Source organism: Pseudarthrobacter sp. NamE2, from assembly GCF_005796205.1.
In the GTDB taxonomy this organism is placed as follows: domain Bacteria; phylum Actinomycetota; class Actinomycetes; order Actinomycetales; family Micrococcaceae; genus Arthrobacter.
The window spans coordinates 304,418-320,511 of the sequence record NZ_VAHN01000002.1; the positions used below are offsets into that span (position 1 = coordinate 304,418).

Below are 16,094 nucleotides of genomic sequence, written 5' to 3' on the forward strand. Positions count from 1 at the left end.
CATGGCAAAAGTACTCGTTTTTCTTGACAACCCAGGCGCCGGGCTCAAAAAGAGCAGCCTGGAACTGCTGACGCTGGCCCGTACCCTGGGCGAGAGCGTTGTTGCCGTCAACGGAGATGTTTCCGACGGCGTTGCGGCCGACTTCGCCGAATACGGCGTCAGCATGGTCCTGCGCCCCTCGGCCCGGGACCTTGACGACTTCCTGGTCGCGCCCAAGGCGGCTTTTGTCGCAGCTGCCGCCGAATCCGCCGGTGCCGGAATTGTCCTGCTGGACAACTCGCCCGAGGGCAAGGAAATTGCGGCCCGGGTGGGCATCCGCCTGAACGCCGGTGTCATCACGGACGCTGTAGGGGTGGATGCGGACGGAACCGCACACAAGTCCGTGCTTGCCGGGTCCTACAACACATCCTGCAAGGCGAAGACGGCCGTCTCCGTTGTGACCTTGAAGGCCAACAACGTCAACCCGGAGCCGGCTGTTGCCCCCTCGGCACCCGGGACATCCACGGTGGAGGTGCCTGCCAGCGCCACCGCTGCAGCCGCCCGCATCACCGCCCGCGAGCAAAAGGTGGCCAGCGGCCGCCCGGACCTCACGGACGCCCGCATCGTGGTGGCAGGCGGACGCGGCCTGGACGGCGACTTCGGACCTGTCGAGGAACTCGCCGATGCCCTGGGTGCTGCGGTGGGTGCATCGCGTGCAGCCACGGATGCCGGCTGGATCAGCCATGACGCGCAGGTGGGGCAAACCGGCAAAACCGTATCGCCGCAGCTGTACATTTCCGCAGGCATTTCCGGCGCCATTCAGCAGAAGGCCGGCATGCAGACCGCCAAGGTCATTGTTGCCGTCAACAAGGACGCCGAATCACCGGTCTTCGAAATCGCGGACTTCGGCATCATCGGAGACGTCTTCGACGTGCTGCCCCAGGCAACCGCGGAGATCAGGAAGCGAAAAGGCTGACTCTTTGGCTGCCTCCACACAGGCACAGAGCCCGTTCAATCCGTCCACGGACCGGGTTGAGCGGGTGCTCTGTTTTGCGGCCCATCCGGACGATATCGACTTTGGTGCGGCAGGCACCGTTGCCGCCTGGACAGCGGCCGGCGTCCAGGTCAGCTACTGCATCATGACGGATGGTGATGCCGGCGGATTCGACCCCGCGCACAGGGCGGACATCATCGCCATGCGGGATGCCGAGCAGCGCCGGGCGGCCGAACTGGTGGGCGTTTCGGACATCCACTACCTCCATCAGCGCGACGGGTACCTCGAACCCTCGCACGAGGTGATGAAAGGCGTGGTGCGGCTGATCCGGCAGATCCGGCCCGACGTCGTGCTGTCCATGCACCCGGAGCGGAACTGGCGTCGGATCCAGAAGAGCCACCCGGACCACCTTGCCGTGGGCGAGGCGGTGACACGTGCCGTCTATCCGGCCGTGGAGAACCCGTTCGCTTATCCGGAACTCGCGGAATCCGGCCTGGAGGCCTACAAGCTGCCCTGGCTCTGGCTGTATGCAGGCCCTGAGGAACGCGAAAACCACTTTGTGGATGTCACCAGCCAGGTGGATGCGAAACTGGCCGCCATCCACGTCCACGTGAGCCAGCATCCGGACGTTGAGTCCATGGAAACCACCGTCCGCCATGGCCTGCGCGCAAACGCTGTCCGCGCCGGCCTGCCTGAAGGCAGCAGCGCGGAGGCGTTCCATATTGTTGCCATTAACGGACCGGGGACGATTGCCGGCTTCTAGCATCGCCTGATTGCAGCCTGTCGTAGCCGAACGCCCGGTCCCCAATCCCGCTGGAAGGGTACCGGGCGTTTCTGCTCGCTGCTTCGCCTGTTACGCGCCCAGCGGCGCCGCGGCGACGGCCGGCATGGTGGGGGACTGGGACCCTCCCACCGGTTCTACAGTGATTCCCAAGGCGGCGGCGGAAGAGATTCCCCGCACCACCGCAGGCTTTGACAATGCATCCTCGTCCATGAGTCCCTGCGACACCGGCGCCGACCCGTCCTTGGGGATCAGCCACATCTGGTAAACCTTGCCTTCCGGCGGGGCGGGCACACCGTTCATCTTGACCACCGCGGCGTCCTCGGACGGAGAAATCAACAGCGTGGCCGTGCCGCCCCCGGAGACATCCACGGAAGCCTCACGAAGGTCGCCGGCGCGGACAACCTGGTTCAAGGGATCGTTCTGGTCGGCGATGTAGGAGCCCACACCAACGCCACCAAGGGCGACGGCGGCTGCCGCAGCCACCCCGGCAAGCCACCGGCGCGCCCCGGCGGGCCCGCGCCGTTCCTTCCGCCGCTGCCGTGCGGCGGCAAGTTCATCTCCGCTTCCCGGCACGGCAGCCCGACCGGACAGCGGAACGGAAGTGCCGGCGTCGGGCTTTTCCTCCTGCTGCGCAGCCTCCGCCGGCAATTGGGCGACGATACGGTTGAACAGGTCTGCGGGCGGTTCTTCTTCCACCCGGAAGGTCATGGCGAGCGTTTCACGCGCCTGCCGGACCCGCGCCAGGAATGCGGCCCGTTCCGCTTCCGGGGCGGCTGAGACATAGTCCTCAATTGCCTGGCGTTCCTGGTCCGTGACGGCGTCCAGTGCGTACAGCTCCGCCAGATCCACTGCCCGGCCGGAGGCCAGGTCCATGGCAACGGTATCGCTAAACGCGCCGGGACGGCCGTTACGCCCATGGTTCATTTCTGTCATCTCAACTCACCCCCAAGCAGGTCTTCAGTCGGATCAGTCCATCGCGGATGCGGGACTTGATGGTGGGTACTGCAGCGTTCAGCCGTTCAGCGACCTCCCGGTACGTAAGCCCGCCGTAGTATGCCAGGCGCACCGACTCCTGCTGCGTTTCGGTCAGCGTCCCCAGGCAGCGGACCACCGCTTCCGCCTCCAGTTTGCTGCCCACTTCATCGGACACCGAGTCGTGGTCGATGTCCTGCGTGCTGGCTCCATACCTGGCCTCGCGGTCCGTGGACGACTGCGATGACCGCACCCTGTCCACCGCCCGCCGGTGCGAGATGGTCATGAGCCATGAGAGGGGACTGCCTGCCCGGGCATCGAACTTCGCCGCGTTCTGCCACACCTGGAGGAAAACCTCCTGGGTGGTGTCCTCGCTGAGTTCGGGGTCAACCAGTACCCTGCGCGCCATGCCGTACACCCGCCGCGACGTCAGCTGGTAGAACTCCGCAAAGGCCGCCTGGTCGCGCCGGGCAATTCCCCCCAGCAGGACCGCTAGACGATGGCTAAGCTCAGCCGGCGGATCTGTGACCGCGGCGGAAGCCTCGGTATGTGGCGCGTTGGGAGTTTCCATTACTACCAAGCATAAGTCTCCCGGCGGCGAATCCTCAGCGGTTCCGCCGCGGTTGTAGGGCTCCGCCCGGGAACCTGTCCCTAGTAATGTCACCTGCCGCTCCTCGATCACCGCTGCACCTCATCCCGGAAGCAGTTCGGTGCCGACCCGGGCGTGGATGGGTGGGCAGGGGCGGATTTTTTGGCCCGGCCTGCAGGTGCTACCGGCACGCGCCCGCGAACCCCTGCTGCCGCCAGGCCTCGTACACGGCGATGGAGGCGGCGTTGGCCAGGTTGAGCGAGCGCAGGGCCGGAAGCATGGGCAGGCGCACCGTGGCTGTGACGTGCGGGTCGGCTTTCAACTCGGCAGGAAGGCCCACGGACTCCCGGCCGAACATAAGGACGTCGCCGGGCTGGTAGGCAATATCCGTGTAGCTGGACGTCCCGTCCGACGTGAAGGCGTATACGCGTTCCGGCTGCAGGTGCTGCCACGCGTCTTCGATGGAATTGTGCACCGTCACGACAGCGAGGTCGTGGTAGTCGAGGCCGGCCCGCCGCAGCTTGGCGTCAGAAAAGTCGAAGCCGAGCGGTTCCACGAGGTGCAGTTCCGCGCCGGTGATGGCGGCGAGGCGGATGGCGTTGCCGGTGTTGCCGGGGATTTCGGGCTCGTGGAAAAGAATGCGGAACACACGTCCATCCTAGCGACAGCGCTAGTGCATGCCGCGCAGCAGCCTGGCCAGGACCGGAACGTTGACGGTGTTGGGGGCCGGCCCGGACGCGAGGAACTCCTTGATGCCCCGGACCATGCCGGCCCCGTTGACGATCTGCACGGGCTCCAGGGCTCCGGCCGGGCGGCGGTGGTGGTCGATGACGGGCTCGTGCAGGTTTCCGCTGGGGCTGAGGACCACGGTCCAGCCGGTGACATTCAGTTCCGGGAAGATGTCCTGCATGGCCCGTACCAGGTGGTCCAGCCGCGGCGGGGCGATGGTACGTGCCCCGTGGTTCAGGGTGCTGCCGTTCCAGGCGTAGGCGCCCTGCGGCAGGAGCATCGAGTTCACCAGGGCCAGCCGGTAGCCCGACAGGACGGCGTGGTCGATGTGGCTGTTGTCCGCCGGCGACTGGAGTCCGTTGATCAGCCGGGCCGCCGGAATTGCAGGCAGCACCTGGCGGGTCAGGAGCTGGACGGTCCGCATTTCCCGCTGGATCCGGGCTTCGGCGCCAAAAATACCGCGCTTCCGCGGCATACCGTGGACCTGCTGGCCGGCCTCCGCCAGCGGAATCAACGGAACGCCGGTCCCGTCGTAGGGCGGCGTATAGATTGGCGGGTCGCCGGCGGTGTACCTGCCGCTGCCGGGCCGGTGCACGGTGGCAGATGCACGGCTGCCCGCCGGCGGGGCATCGAAATGCGGTTCATTGTCGGCAGGAGTATCCCTGTAGGTACCGGAGGCATAGGACCGGTCGTATGCCTTCCTGCGCTGGGGATCGATGAGGGTTTCGTAGGCCGCAGTAACACGCCGGAACGTGGCCGCATCACCTCCGTGGTCCGGGTGCGCGGTGCGGGCAGCGCGGCGGTAGGCCACCTTGATTTCCTTATCCGTGGCAGTTACAGCCACCTTCAGGACCTGGTAGTGGGAGCTGCTGCGCTCGGTCAAGCACTCATCCTTCTCTCGTGGGCACCGAAGGCCGGGCCAGCCCAGTCTAGCCAGCCGAACGCCGGTCCTGTTGGGATAACGAGTGCCACGGTTCCACGGGTTCCCCGCCTGCCCGCAGTCTAGACTCATGGGGGCACGGCCGGAGGGGCGGTGGCAGATGCAGCGGGGTGGACATGGGGATGCCGACGGCGGGACAACCGGCCGTTGCCGGATGGCTAAGGGCGGCGGTAACGGCTGGAGTGGGCGGTATCCTCCTCAGCGGCTGCAGCGTTGACATGCCCCACCCCAGTGTTCCGGCCCTTGTGGAGAGCGCCCCGGCCCTGGCCACGCCCACCATCAAACCCGGACATGACGCCGAAGCGGTGGCCGCCCGGGACCTGCCCTTTGCCGCAGGCAGCACGCTTGCCCGCGGTGTGCCGGTGGGCATCTCGGACGGGCTGAAGGATGCGCCCGGCTGGAAGCAGGTCAAGGACAAGGTGGCGGGCGAGAGCCAGTATGTAAAAGCCGACGGCTGCCTGGTATCAACCAAAGTCCGCAACAACCAGGGAACGCTTGCCCGCGGCGATGACCGGGAATCGACTGTTGCGCTGTTCGAGTACCTGGACCCGACCATCCTGCCTGGCTACCTGAAGACAGAGGGCTTGCGCTGGGGAGACAACCGGAATGGGCCGGTGCGCCGCGTGGAAGTGCTGGTGCTGGAGCAGGCGGCGCCGCCCGCCGGCAGGGCCGCAGCGGTCCTGGCGCGGCTGTTCGGCACGGCCGGCTCGTCCGTCTACGTCTCGGTATCCTGTCCGGACGTTGCGTCCTTCGCCGCCGCCCGTGCTGATGTATCCGCGCACCTGGCGGTCCTGCCGCCGTCGAACTAGCGGCGGAACCCGGCAGGCCACCCGGCGCCGGAGGCGGGGCCGCTAGAATTAACAGGTGCCCGTCTACCTCGATCATGCTGCCACCACCCCGCTTTCGGCCGAGGCCCTGGCTGCCCTGACGCGCGAACTCACCCGCACCGGGAACCCCTCGTCCCTGCACGGCTCCGGGCGCCGTGCGCGTCGAGCGGTGGAGGATGCCAGGGAGGTTGTTGGCGCGGCCGCGGGTGCCCACCCGTCCGAAGTGATCTTCACATCCGGTGGGACGGAGTCGGACAACCTTGCCGTCAAGGGCCTTTACTGGTCCCGGCTGGCAGAGAATCCTGCACGGCGCAGGATCCTCTGCTCCGCCGTCGAGCACCATGCGGTGCTGGACACCGTTGAGTGGCTGGAGCGGCACGAGGGCGCCCAGGTGACCTGGCTGCCCGTTGATGAGGAGGGCGTGGTGGGTCTGGCAGTCCTCGGGGAGGAGCTGGCGCGCGAGCCGGACTCCATCGCACTGGTGACGGTGATGTGGGCCAACAATGAGGTGGGCACCATCCAGCCGGTCCACCGCATCGTGGAGCTGGCGCATGCTGCCGGGGTTCCCGTGCACTCGGACGCGGTGCAGGCGTTCGGCTCGCTTCCCGTGAATTTTCGGGAGTCGGGCCTGGACGCCATGTCCATCTCCGGGCACAAGATCGGCGGCCCGGTGGGGGTGGGCGCGCTCCTGTTGGGACGGGCGGTGAAGCTGACGCCGGTCCAGCACGGCGGAGGACAGGAACGGGACGTCCGCTCGGGCACCCTGGACACGGCCTCCATCGCGGCCTTCGCCGCTGCGGCCGAAGCTGCGACGGCGGCGCTCGCCACGGAAGCTGAACGCATCGCAGCGCTGCGCGACCGCCTGATTGACGGCGTCCTGGAGCGCGTGCCCGACGCCGTCCTGCGCGGTGCGCGGGGCGCCGGCCGGCTGCCCGGGAACGCGCACTTCACTTTTCCGGGCTGTGAGGGGGACTCACTGCTGTTCCTCCTGGACCTTGCCGGCGTGGAATCGTCCACCGGGTCCGCCTGCACCGCCGGCGTTCCGCGTCCTTCACATGTGCTGCTGGCCATGGGGCTGGACGAGGAAACGGCCAGGGGAGCCCAGCGCTTCACCCTCGGCCACGCATCCACCCAGGCGGACGTGGATGTCCTGCTGGCGGCCCTTCCGGATGCTTATGCAAGGGCACGGCAGGCAGGCATGGCCGGACATGAGTCCTCGATCCAAACCGCCGGCACCATTGCCCGGCAGGGCCAGGCAGGCCGCTGACCGCACATTGGAGTGCGGTTTCGCAGAAGGCCGTAGAATAGACAGGCGAACATTGTTTCCGCACGCCCGCCTGGCCGGCGCGTCTCTTCCGGCCGTCGGCCCGCACCCTCCCCACAACAACAGAAAGCCAGCATGCGAGTTCTAGCAGCCATGAGCGGCGGAGTCGACTCCGCCGTTGCCGCCGCCCGCGCCGTCGAGGCCGGGCACGACGTCGTCGGCGTCCACCTGGCGCTGTCACGGATGCCGGGCACCCTGCGGACCGGCAGCCGTGGATGCTGCACAATTGAAGACTCCCGCGACGCCTGGCGCGCCTGCGACGTGCTGGGCATTCCGTACTACGTCTGGGACTTCTCAGAGCGGTTCAAGGAGGACGTGGTCCAGGACTTCATCGATGAGTACGCCGCTGGCCGGACCCCCAACCCGTGCATGCGCTGCAACGAACGGATCAAGTTCGCGGCGCTGCTCGAAAAAGCCATCGCGCTGGGCTTCGACGCCGTCTGCACCGGACACTACGCCAAGGTGATCGAGGATGCCGACGGAAACCGCGAACTGCACCGCGCCGCCGATTGGGCCAAGGACCAAAGCTACGTCCTGGGTGTCCTCACCCACGAACAGCTCAAGCACTCGATGTTTCCGCTGGCCGACACCCCCTCCAAGGCGGAGGTGCGGGCTGAGGCCGAGCGCCGCGGCCTGTCGGTGGCCAACAAGCCTGACAGCCACGACATCTGCTTCATCCCTGACGGCGACACCGCAGGATGGCTGGCTGAAAAGATCGAGATGACCACCGGCGACATCGTGGACGAAACTGGGACAAAGGTGGGTGAACATGCCGGTGCCAACGCCTTCACCGTCGGCCAGCGCCGCGGCCTGAAGCTCGGCACTCCCGCCGCCGACGGCAAGCCGCGGTTCGTGCTGGAGATCAGGCCCAAAGAGAACAAGGTGGTTGTGGGACCACAGGCGCTGCTCGCTATCGACGAGATCCGCGGCATCAAGGTGTCGTGGGCCGGCCTGCCCATCGCCGAGGTTGACTCCGGCGAGGAGTTCGACTGCTACGCCCAGGTGCGCGCCCACGGTGATCCGGTTCCCGCGACCGCCCGCATGGAGCTTGGCGGTGACTCTTCCGGACAGCTGGTGGTTCGGCTGGCAGACCCGCTGCGCGGCGTGGCCCCCGGGCAGACGGTGGTCCTCTACCAAGGGACCCGCGTCCTGGGGCAGGCAACCATCGACGCCGCCCGGTCCCTCCATCGCGCTGCGCTCTAACTCCCTGCCCATAGACTGGGATCATGACGCAGCACAACCTCCCGGCACCTGACCCCGATGATTTCGATCCTTCAGCCAGTTCCCTGGCCGGCCAGGTGGACAACGCGGTGATGGCTGAACTGCTCTCAATCCGTTCCAGTATCGACAACATCGACGCCACACTGGTCTACCTCCTGGCCGAACGGTTCAAGGCCACGCAAAAGGTGGGATTCCTGAAGGCTGCCCACCGGCTCCCCGCGGGCGACCCGGGGCGCGAAGCCGCGCAGATCGCCAGGCTCCGGCGGCTCGCCGAGGACGCCCACTTGGATCCTGCTTTTGCCGAAAAGTTCCTGAACTTCATCATCGGTGAGGTGATCCGGCACCACGAGGCCATAGCCGAGGACCACCAGACCGCCGCCGGGTCCGGCCAGCACCCGCAGGCCTCAGCCCTCGCATGATGGTGGCTGAACGGCCCGGGCCGGATAAGGCTGCCGCTGAACCGGGGAAGGCAGTGCCGACGGAAGTAACCGCAACCGCGCTGGGACCGTGGCCGGGCGGGGACCCCCTCGAAGCGGCGCGCATCATCCGTGGCGAACTTGGCCGGCCGCACCTGCCGTTCCTCGCCGAATTGCCGGCCCGCGGCGTGGGCTCCGATCCCCTGGGGCGTACCGCCTCCCTGCTCGAGGAACTTGCCGTTGACGTCCAGCCCTATGGATGGCGGCTTGTCGACCGCCCGGGCAAGGACTTCCGGCGGGCAGCCTCCGCACTCGCAACCGATGTCAACGTCCTGGCCGACGTCGCAGGAGCCGAAGAAACGTCCGCCGACGGGATCAAGGTCCAGCTGGTGGGGCCATTGAGCCTCGCCGCAGGCCTGCACCTGCACAACGGGGAGCGCGCCCTGGTTGACTACGGCGCCCGCCGCGACCTCGCCGCCTCACTGGCCGCCGGCGTCGGAAACCATCTCACCCGGGTCTCCGCAGCAGTTCCGGGAGCGCGGCTGGTAGTGCAGCTCGATGAACCGGAGATCGCCGCCGTCCTGGCCGGCACCATCCCCACCGCCAGCGGCTACCGCACACTGCGGGCGGTGGCACCCTCGGAAGCCAGGGAATCATGGCGGCTGGTGATGGATGCCCTCCGTGCTGCCGGGGCCAGCGAAGTGGTGGTGTCCGTTCCAGCCATCGAGGCGCCGTTCGAACCCGTCCTTGCGGCGGGCGCTGACGGCATCGCCGTGCCACTGAAGCCCCTTACCACCCGCCAGTGGGAGCAACTCGCCGGCGCAGTCGAGGCGGGCAAGCGGCTGTGGGCGGGAGCACTTGACGTCGAGGGCGCGCAGCTTCCAAAAGTGGCGGACTGCGTGGACTCGGTGTGGCGGCCGTGGCGCCAGCTTGGCCTGCCGGCCTCGTCCCTGCGCACCATCCGGGTCACTCCGTCGGCGGGGCTTGCGGGGCACACCCCGGCGCAAGCCACCGCCGTGCTGGGACGCCTGACCCAGCTTGCGGACGGGCTGAACCAGCTCGCCCTGGGGTAGCCGGAGAAGCTGCTAGATCCGGTTTTCCCAGCGGTCCGGCTGTGCGTAGCGGGGCAGGAAGCTGTGCGCCGGGCTGCCTCCCGTATAGGGGCGCAGCCTGTAGTCGAAGCCGCCGGCGTACACCAGGACCAGTCCGATGTGTGGCTGGATGACTTTGACCTGGATCCTGTGCCGGCCGTTAGGGCCTTCGGCCGGATCCCACCACTGCTCAGCGTAGGCTTTGGCGTCCAATGCTGCGGGCAGCGGAATCCGCAGGGGCCCAAGGAACAGGCGGGATGCTTCGGAGACGCCGCGCAGCCGTCCCTCCGCCGTGACGCTGAGATTCAGGTCTGTCACCATGCGGCGGTAGCGGCCCACGTAATCCACCAGTTGCGGGGACCCGTTCCGGCTGGTGACGCTGGTGGTGTCCTGGAACATCCGGGTCCGGCCCGGGAAGCGGATCTCCCGCCGTGCCGTGAGGCTGGAACGTCCGAACGGGTCCTGGTGGGCGTGGTTTTCGATGCGGAACGGGATGTTTTCCCCGTATTCAGGGAAGAAGGCTTCTTCGCCGGCCGTCATGCGCAGCAGGGGCCGAAGCCATTCCTGCCGGCACCCCACCACGTCGAACGTGCCTTCGCCCACGCCGTACGTTCCGGAGCCGGGCACCAGCGAAAAGTAGTCCTGCAGTTCAGGCTGCAGCCCGCCAAAGTCCGCGCCAAGGACCTGCTGGTAGATCGGTACGTTCACGAAGCTCCTCCCGGAAAGACATCACTGGTTTCACAATCTACCGGCCGCCTTGAGCCGGATGTACATGTCTGCCAGGCGCGGGGGGAGCTGGCGCGGTTCGGCGTCCACCACTTCCACGCCGTGCCGGCGGAGCTCTGCGCTGACGGCGGCACGCTGCAGGAGGGAACGTTCGGCAGCAGCAGCCCGGAACACGCCGGCAGCGTCGGAACGCTCCCTCAGCATGACATCCAGCTGCGGGTCACGGACCGCTGCCACCACCACCACGTGGTCGTGCGCCAGCCGGGCAGCGGCGGGAAGCAGCCCCTCCTCCGGTGCGCCGCCGTCGAGCGATGTCAGCAGCACCACCAGCGACCGGTGCGCGGTCACCGCCCGGACCTGGGCGGGAACGGCAGGCCAGTCCATCTCGATGAGTTCCGGGTCCAGCGGTGCCATGGCCTGGACCAGCTGTCCCAGCAGGTTGCCCTGCACAGCGGAACCCGCCCGGGCACGGAGACGGCGGTCGAAGGCCAGGAAGTCCACGCTGTCACCGCCCCGCTCGGCCAGGACGCCCAGCAGGAGGGCGGCTTCCATGCCGGTATCCAGCCGGGTCTCGTCGTCGATCCTGGCCGCCGACGTCCGCGAGGTGTCAAGGACCAACACCACACGGCGGTCACGCTCCGGGCGCCACGTGCGGACCACGACGGCGGACCGGCGGGCGGTTGCCCGCCAGTCGATGGAGCGCACATCGTCACCCCGGACATAGTCCCGGAGCGAATCGAATTCGGTGCCCGCCCCGCGGATCTGGACGGCCGCTTTTCCGTCCAGCTCGCGGAGCTTGCGAAGCTTGGACGGCAGGTGCCGCCGCGAATGGAACGGCGGCAGCACGCGCAGCGTCCCCGGACACCCGAAGGTGCGCTGCCGGGCGGCGAGCAGCAGGGGACCGAAGGACCGCACCGTAACGTGCGGGGCGTGGAGGTCGCCGCGGCGGACCGGCCGCAGCCTTACCGCAACGCGCCTGCCTTCGCCGGCGGGGACACCGATCCGCTGGACGGGGTTCAGCGCTCCCGCGGACGGCTGCCAGCCGTCGCGGAGCGTGCCGCGCAGGCGCCGGCTTCCGTCGTTGTGGATGGTGAGCCGGGCCTCCGTTGTCCCGTGCAGGGTGACGTTGCCGGGTTCGGACCGCAGCACGCGCGCGTGCTTCGGTGAACCGGCGAGGAGCAGGTCGGCGGTGGCCAGGGCTGCCAGCACGGCCAGGACGGCAAGTACCGTTCCCCAGCCGGGCAGCAGCAGGACCGGCACCGTCCCCAGCAGGACCAGCAGGACGAAGCGCCCGGAGACTGCCATCAGCGCGGAACGGGAACCGAGGCCAGGATGCTGCCAAGCACCTCGTCCACACGGACACCGTCCATCTGTGCTTCCGGCTGCAACGCCACCCGATGCCGCAGGCAGGGCACCGCCAGGGCCTTGACGTCGTCGGGGGTCACGAAACTCCTGCCGGAAAGCCAGGCCCAGGCCCGCGACGTGTTCAACAGGGCCGTGGCGCCGCGCGGAGAGACACCCAGAAGGAAGGAGGGTGCGGAGCGGGTGGCCCGCACCAGGTCCACAATGTAGCCGATGATTTCCTGCTCGACGGCGACGCCCGTCACCGCATGCCGGGCCCGCTCCAGGTCCGCGGCGCCGGCCACGGGACGGACCCCGGCGGCTGACAGGTCCCGGGGATCAAAGCCGGCAGCGTGGCGGCGGATGACCTCCATCTCTTCCCCCCGCTCCGGAAGGGGCATGGTGAGCTTGAGCAGGAAGCGGTCCAGCTGGGCCTCCGGCAGCGGGTAGGTGCCTTCGTATTCCACAGGGTTCTGGGTGGCGGCCACGAGGAACGGCGACGGCAGGGGCCGGGACACCCCGTCCACGGAGACCTGCCGTTCCTCCATCGCCTCCAGCAGCGACGCCTGGGTCTTTGGCGGCGTCCGGTTGATCTCATCCGCCAGCAGCAGGTTGGTGAATACCGGACCTTCCCGGAACGTGAATTCGGACGTGTGCGAGTCGTACACCAGCGATCCCGTCACGTCACCGGGCATCAGGTCCGGCGTGAACTGCACCCGCTTGGTGTCCAGGTCCAGCGCCGCTGACAGTGCACGCACCAGCAGGGTCTTCGCGACGCCGGGCACGCCCTCCAGCAGTACATGCCCGTGGGACAGCAGCGCGATCAGCATTCCGGTGACGGTGGCATCCTGCCCCACCACGGCCTTGGACACCTCGCGGCGCACGTCCAGGAGGGCCTGCCGGGCTGAGTCGTGCTCCATCGGATCCAGGACCCGCTGACCGCTGCCGTGTTCACTCATCGGCTGCTGACCTCTTTCTCTAGGTTGTTCAATCCCTGTGCCCAGGCCACGAGCCGGGGTTCCGTTCCCGGTTGGTCGTTGACAAGGCCGCGCACGTCGGCGGCGGACCGCCCCAGGTGGCGGGCCACCGCATCAATGACTTCATCTGCCGTGGCGCCCGGCCCCAGCCGGAGTCTACCGGCCAGCCGCACCAGGGTTCCGGCCCGGAGGTTGTCTCGCGCCTGCTGCACCGCGTGGGCATCGTGGTACATGCGGGCCCGTCCCTCTGCTGTTTCCACCGCCTTCACCACCACCGGAAGCGGTTCGAACACCAGCGGACCCAGGCGGCGGCCGCGCCAAACAATGGCGGCCAGGGCAACCACGAGGAGCCAGGGTCCCAGGAAATGGACCCAGCGCGGTGCCAGCTCATCAAGTGTCTGCCCTGATGCGGACGTGTCCAGGTCCTCAAGTGAGGGCAGGTACCACACCAGGTCCGCCGAACTGCCGAGCGTCCGGAGGGCGAGTGCAGCATGCCCCTGTTCGTCCAGCCGCTCATTGTCCAGGACTGCTGTGCTGCCCAGGACGGTCAGCCTGCCGTCGGCGCTGACGGCAAGCAGCCCGGCGGCGCCGCCGGCCGGCCGGTAACAGGACGTGCCGCCGTCGTACACAAAGCCTTGTTCCCCCGAGATCTCTCCGGCCGCGACGGCGTCCGGCAGCGGACAGCCGGGAGTGAGCAGAGGTGAAGCATCCGGGACAACGCCTGCCTGCCGGATGTCGTTGTCCAGCGCGGTCAACGTTTCCAGCCGGGGCGCCACCAGGACCATCCGGCCGGCCGCTGCTGCCAGCTCAAGGAGCCGGGGCTCATCGAGGAAACCGCTGCGGTCGTACAGCATGAGGGTGGGGGAGGAGCCTGCCTCCAGCGCGGACATGGCGTCCTCGAACTTCCCGGCACTCTGCACTTCAACGCCGTGCCGCCCGAGGATTTCGCTGACTGCCCGGGCACCGCCGGGACCGGCATTGCCAGTTGAGAGGGGTACGCTGTCACCCTTGGGGGCCAACTGGCCCCACACCACGATGCCAAGGGCGACGGCCACTACCGCGGCAAAGACTGAGAGGGCCCGGTGCCGGCGGAGCCAGGCAAGGGCGGAACGCCGCCCGGTGCCCGGTGTCCCATTTACGCTGCCCGTTGTGCGCCCGCCGGCGGGCAGGACATCCGTCATGGCCGCACCGCCGCGTCGTGACCGGCGGCGGCCTGTCCGGGCCTGGCTGCATCAAGGGCAGCGTCCAGTCCGGCCACCTCCTGGTAGTCCCCGCGGCTGGCCGCCCTGTTGCCGTAGCGGACAGCGTCAAAGGTCCCTGCCGCCCGCTCCAGGCGCGCGGCTGCAAACGGAAACGGCGCCGAAAGACCACGCGCTGCCTCATCGGCCGTGCGCCCCGGCTGCGGATCGAGGATGACGCGCTCTTCCGCGGAAGCCACCAGCGCCCGGAAGCGTTCGACGACGGCGTCCCCCCACTTTCCTGCCGCGGCCGCGGCTTCGGCACGCTGCCGGTAGTCTGCTGCAGCAAGGCTGGTGCCCGGCTCGAAAACATCGCCGGGCCGCCGGGCGGCGGCGTTCAGCCGGGGCCGGGCGAGGACCACCGCAACCGCAATGACCAGCACAACCGCGATGCCTATCACCGAGGCAGGCAGCTGCCCGGGGGACCCGGTGGAGCCGTCCAGGGACGAGAGCCAGTCCAGGAAGTTCTCCCAAAACGTTTGTGCCCAGGAGGGGGCTGCTTCCCGGTACTCCGGCTTGGCCAGTTCTTCGGCTGCCCACCGCCGGGCTTCCTCTGCGTCCGGCAGGACCGGCGGTTCAGCGGACATCCGGCCATGCCCCCGAGGCAGGGCCTGGGCCGTCCCGTCCGGAAACGCCGGGCGCGGCACCGCGGCCGGGGACGCCGTCGGGGTCCGCGCCGGATTCCATCAGCCGCAGGAGGATGATGTCCAGTCCGTCTTTCCGCATTCGGAGGTCCATGTAGAGCAGCGCCATTACTGACGTCTGGAAGGCATACCCGAGGGCTCCCACCAGGGCGCCGAGGACCGCGGTTGCCACGCCGACCGCCACAGCGACGGCTGCCGTCTGTTCGTTTCCGGCATGGGGCGTTGCGACGGTGGTGAGGAAACTTGTCAGCAGGCTGACGGGGATCATCACTACCTGGCTGACGATTCCCACCATGATGCTGATCACAACCGTGATGCCCAGGATGCGCCACCAGTTGGCGCGGGTCAGTTCCCACGACCGGCGGAGCCCGGCCACGGCCCCCAGTTCCTCGACAACCACCGCGGCCGGAGCGACCAGCACCTTGATGGCGATCCATATGGACAGCGCGATGAAACCAAGGACCACGGGAATCAGCAGGAGGGCACCGGTCCCTTCCATGGCGGACACCAGTGCAACCGCAAGGACCGCCAGGAGCACGAAGGCCAGCAGCCCAGCCCCCAGCAAAAGCAGCGCCAGGCGGACCAGGGCTCCCGCCCGGGAACGGGACAGCGCCCACATGCGGCGGAAGCTGGTGGGCCGGTTGAGGATGGACCGCGCCACCGGCACCACCATGGCGCCCTGGAGGACCGCGGAGATAAACAGGGTCAGCAGGGCAACCACCAGGACTGCCGCGAAGAAGCCGATGCCCAGTGCGGCCACGTCCTCGGCGGCTGCGGAGTCGGCCCAGGCCTCGATCGATCCCATGGATGTTGCGGTGACAGCGGTGACGACGGCGGCGAGGATGGCCGTCAGCGACTGGGCCAGCAGGGCGGCGCCCAGTATTGCCTTGGCGTTGCGGCGGATGGCCTGGAAGGAGCCGTCAAGGATTTCCCCGAACATCAACGGGCGGAGCGGCACGATCCCCGGCTTTGGTGGGGCGACGTAGCGGGGCTGGCCGAACGGGTTGTTGGGCCCTCCCTGATAGGGGGAACCGGGGTAGGACGGGGGCCCCGGGTACGAAGGCTGTCCCCACGGCGGCTGCTGGCCCGGCGGCTGCGGCTGCCAGCCCGGCTGGCCCCACTGCTGGTGCCCCTGGCCCCACGGCTGCTGGCTCGGCCATGGCTGCTGCCCCGGCCACTGCTGGCCCGAATCCTGTGGTGACACCCTGTTCCTCCCCCGTACAAGTCCGTCTGCTGCCCGCAGCGCCCGGCCCGACTTCCGGGGAGGGCGCCCGGGAAGGTCCGGCATGGCACCAGCCTATA

17 protein-coding genes are annotated in these 16,094 nt (G+C 68.4%); 7 read left to right on the forward strand and 10 right to left on the reverse strand.

Annotation, left to right across the window (positions count from 1 at the left end):
* Nucleotide 1: 1 nt before the first annotated feature.
* Together FDW83_RS04365 and FDW83_RS04370 are read left to right on the forward strand one after the other, a co-directional pair.
* On the forward strand, nt 2-955 hold the full coding sequence (locus FDW83_RS04365; RefSeq protein WP_138136359.1) for an electron transfer flavoprotein subunit alpha/FixB family protein: 954 nt from the start codon (nt 2-4) through the stop codon (nt 953-955).
* Nucleotides 956-959: 4 nt separating this feature from the next.
* Nucleotides 960-1,736: a PIG-L deacetylase family protein gene (locus tag FDW83_RS04370; protein ID WP_138136360.1), complete on the forward strand. Its 777-nt coding sequence runs from the start codon at nt 960-962 to the stop codon at nt 1,734-1,736.
* Between the two features lie 90 nt (nt 1,737-1,826).
* On the opposite strand, the gene FDW83_RS04375 is transcribed toward FDW83_RS04370, so the two are convergent.
* From FDW83_RS04375 to FDW83_RS04390, 4 genes are all read right to left on the reverse strand, one after another.
* On the reverse strand, nt 1,827-2,681 hold the full coding sequence (locus FDW83_RS04375) for an anti-sigma factor domain-containing protein (RefSeq protein ID WP_138136474.1): 855 nt from the start codon (nt 2,679-2,681) through the stop codon (nt 1,827-1,829).
* 10 nt (nt 2,682-2,691) lie between these two features.
* Nucleotides 2,692-3,300: an ECF RNA polymerase sigma factor SigK gene (gene sigK, locus FDW83_RS04380; protein WP_138136361.1), complete on the reverse strand. Its 609-nt coding sequence runs from the start codon at nt 3,298-3,300 to the stop codon at nt 2,692-2,694.
* Nucleotides 3,301-3,499: 199 nt separating this feature from the next.
* Nucleotides 3,500-3,967 carry a tRNA (cytidine(34)-2'-O)-methyltransferase gene (locus tag FDW83_RS04385; protein WP_138136362.1) on the reverse strand — a complete coding sequence of 156 codons (468 nt, stop codon included), beginning with the start codon at nt 3,965-3,967 and terminating at the stop codon, nt 3,500-3,502.
* Between the two features lie 21 nt (nt 3,968-3,988).
* The gene (locus tag FDW83_RS04390) at nt 3,989-4,930 is read right to left on the reverse strand and encodes a J domain-containing protein (protein ID WP_138136363.1); all 942 of its coding nucleotides are present in this window, start codon (nt 4,928-4,930) and stop codon (nt 3,989-3,991) included.
* Between the two features lie 275 nt (nt 4,931-5,205).
* Here FDW83_RS04390 and FDW83_RS04395 point away from each other — a divergent pair, with 275 nt between their 5' ends.
* The 5 genes from FDW83_RS04395 to FDW83_RS04415 all read left to right on the forward strand — a co-directional run bounded on the left by FDW83_RS04395 (nt 5,206) and on the right by FDW83_RS04415 (nt 9,848).
* Nucleotides 5,206-5,796: a hypothetical protein gene (locus tag FDW83_RS04395; protein ID WP_240720838.1), complete on the forward strand. Its 591-nt coding sequence runs from the start codon at nt 5,206-5,208 to the stop codon at nt 5,794-5,796.
* A gap of 55 nt (nt 5,797-5,851) precedes the next feature.
* Nucleotides 5,852-7,081, forward strand: coding sequence for a cysteine desulfurase family protein (locus tag FDW83_RS04400; RefSeq protein WP_138136365.1), 1,230 nt, complete (start codon nt 5,852-5,854; stop codon nt 7,079-7,081).
* Between the two features lie 132 nt (nt 7,082-7,213).
* Entirely contained in the window at nt 7,214-8,341 is a 1,128-nt protein-coding gene (mnmA, locus tag FDW83_RS04405) for a tRNA 2-thiouridine(34) synthase MnmA (protein ID WP_138136366.1), read from the forward strand.
* 23 nt (nt 8,342-8,364) lie between these two features.
* A complete protein-coding gene (locus FDW83_RS04410) occupies nt 8,365-8,778 on the forward strand; it encodes a chorismate mutase (RefSeq protein WP_138136367.1) in 414 nt (137 codons plus the stop codon).
* Complete coding sequence (locus tag FDW83_RS04415; RefSeq protein WP_240720854.1) at nt 8,778-9,848, forward strand: hypothetical protein; 1,071 nt, start codon at nt 8,778-8,780, stop codon at nt 9,846-9,848. Before FDW83_RS04410 ends, FDW83_RS04415 begins: the two co-directional genes overlap by 1 nt.
* A gap of 12 nt (nt 9,849-9,860) precedes the next feature.
* Here the strand turns inward: FDW83_RS04415 and FDW83_RS04420 are convergent, their stop codons facing one another.
* Genes FDW83_RS04420 through FDW83_RS04445 form a run of 6 tightly spaced genes read right to left on the reverse strand, consistent with a single transcriptional unit; the run spans nt 9,861 to nt 15,996 of the window.
* A complete protein-coding gene (locus FDW83_RS04420; RefSeq protein ID WP_138136369.1) occupies nt 9,861-10,574 on the reverse strand; it encodes a DUF4166 domain-containing protein in 714 nt (237 codons plus the stop codon).
* A gap of 30 nt (nt 10,575-10,604) precedes the next feature.
* The gene (locus tag FDW83_RS04425) at nt 10,605-11,897 is read right to left on the reverse strand and encodes a DUF58 domain-containing protein (RefSeq protein WP_138136370.1); all 1,293 of its coding nucleotides are present in this window, start codon (nt 11,895-11,897) and stop codon (nt 10,605-10,607) included.
* On the reverse strand, nt 11,897-12,892 hold the full coding sequence (locus FDW83_RS04430) for a MoxR family ATPase (RefSeq protein ID WP_138136371.1): 996 nt from the start codon (nt 12,890-12,892) through the stop codon (nt 11,897-11,899). The genes FDW83_RS04425 and FDW83_RS04430 overlap by 1 nt, the downstream gene beginning before the upstream one ends.
* Entirely contained in the window at nt 12,889-14,091 is a 1,203-nt protein-coding gene (locus FDW83_RS04435; RefSeq protein ID WP_240720839.1) for a DUF4350 domain-containing protein, read from the reverse strand. Before FDW83_RS04435 ends, FDW83_RS04430 begins: the two co-directional genes overlap by 4 nt.
* Nucleotides 14,088-14,735, reverse strand: a complete 648-nt coding sequence (locus FDW83_RS04440) for a DUF4129 domain-containing protein (RefSeq protein WP_138136372.1) — start codon at nt 14,733-14,735, stop codon at nt 14,088-14,090. The genes FDW83_RS04435 and FDW83_RS04440 overlap by 4 nt, the downstream gene beginning before the upstream one ends.
* The gene (locus tag FDW83_RS04445; protein WP_240720840.1) at nt 14,725-15,996 is read right to left on the reverse strand and encodes a hypothetical protein; all 1,272 of its coding nucleotides are present in this window, start codon (nt 15,994-15,996) and stop codon (nt 14,725-14,727) included. The genes FDW83_RS04440 and FDW83_RS04445 overlap by 11 nt, the downstream gene beginning before the upstream one ends.
* Between the last annotated feature and the right edge of the window lie 98 nt (nt 15,997-16,094).